The organism is Mesorhizobium sp. M1E.F.Ca.ET.041.01.1.1, assembly GCF_003997355.1.
Lineage (GTDB): Bacteria > Pseudomonadota > Alphaproteobacteria > Rhizobiales > Rhizobiaceae > Mesorhizobium.
This window is the reverse complement of record NZ_RZSL01001012.1, coordinates 1-1,329: the sequence shown is the minus strand read 5'-3', so window position 1 is coordinate 1,329 and position 1,329 is coordinate 1. Positions and strand designations below refer to the sequence as shown.

The following is a 1,329-nucleotide window of genomic DNA, read 5'->3' as shown; positions in this document are numbered from 1 at the left end:
GTCTACGATCCGGAAATCCCCGCCGACATCTATGAGCTCGGCCTCGTCTACAAGATCGAAATCGAGGACGACCGCTCGGTCAAGATCGACATGACGCTGACCGCGCCGGGCTGCCCGGTGGCCGGCGAAATGCCGGGCTGGGTCGAGAACGCCGTCGGCGCCGTCGAGGGCGTTTCAGGCGTCGAAGTCAACATGGTGTTCGACCCGCCGTGGACGCCGGACCGCATGTCGGAAGAAGCGCAGGTCGCGGTCGGGTGGTATTAAGCGACAACCCGACAAAGACTGGTTGGCTTGCAGCAGAGGTGAAATTTCACCATCTTAAGGACAGACTCATTCCGCGGGCCTTGAACCCGCGCGAACGTGGAGAATGACATGGGACGCTTCGCCGTCATCACGATGACCGACAAGGCCGCCGACCGCGTGCGCGAGATCGTCGCCACGCGCGAGAATGCGCATGGCATTCGCCTCGGCATCAAGAAAGGCGGCTGCGCCGGCATGGAATACACGATCGACCTGGTCACCGAGCCGAGCGCCAAGGATGACCATGTCGAGCGCGACGGCGCGCATGTCTATGTCGCGCCTGAGGCCGCTCTCTTCCTGCTCGGCACCGAGATGGATTTCGAGCAGACGACGCTGCGCACCGGCTTCACCTTCAAGAACCCGAACCAGAGCTCGGCTTGCGGCTGCGGCGAGTCCGTCGAACTGAAGCCGGCCGATCTCAAGGCGCTTGCCGAGGCGCGTGCCTCGGCCTGAGCGGCCAATCGCGACCATTTTCTTCGAGACAGTGACCGGATGGCAGTCGAGTGCGAAACCGTGACGGCTCCACTTGCAGTGCGGCCACATGTCGTCGCCGACAATGCGGGGTTGGCACAGCTTTTCGTGGAGATGCAGCGGCACTATCATGTGCCGTGCCCATCGTTCGAGACAATCATTGCCGATCTCGCTGGCCTGCCGGCAGGCGTGGAGATCCTTGTCGCGGAAACGGACACGATCGTCGGTTTCGCAATCTTCTCGACGATTTATCCGGGGCCGGGCCTGCGAGGCGGCTTCTTTCTCAAGGAGCTGTTCGTTTCGGAAGCCAGTCGAGCCAGCGGCGCTGGACGCCTACTGATGCAGGCTCTGGCGCGCACCCGCCCTTGAGCGCGGCCATGGCCGCGTCGACTGGACGGCGGACCGCGAGAACCAGCGGCTGCTCACCTTCTACGACAGCCTTGGCGGCATAAGGCAGTCGGAGAAGCAGTTCTTCCGGCTGACCGGAGAGGCGCTGGCGGATCTGGCAAAGGCCGGCGACTAAGATTGGCCGGCGGCCGGCCTCAATCCACCCACATC

The 1,329-nt window shown here is 63.5% G+C and carries 2 protein-coding genes and 1 pseudogene; all 3 read left to right on the top strand.

Features of this window, described 5'->3' with window-relative positions:
• A partial coding sequence (locus EOA38_RS36885) for an SUF system Fe-S cluster assembly protein (RefSeq protein ID WP_127301525.1) occupies positions 1-264 on the top strand: 264 nt, incomplete at its 5' end.
• A 108-nt stretch (positions 265-372) separates the two neighbouring features.
• Positions 373-753 carry a Fe-S cluster assembly scaffold SufA gene (gene sufA, locus EOA38_RS36880; RefSeq protein WP_126093589.1) on the top strand — a complete coding sequence of 127 codons (381 nt, stop codon included), beginning with the start codon at positions 373-375 and terminating at the stop codon, positions 751-753.
• 132 nt (positions 754-885) lie between these two features.
• Positions 886-1,294: pseudogene (locus EOA38_RS36875) on the top strand (GNAT family N-acetyltransferase).
• The last annotated feature ends 35 nt before the right edge of the window (positions 1,295-1,329 follow it).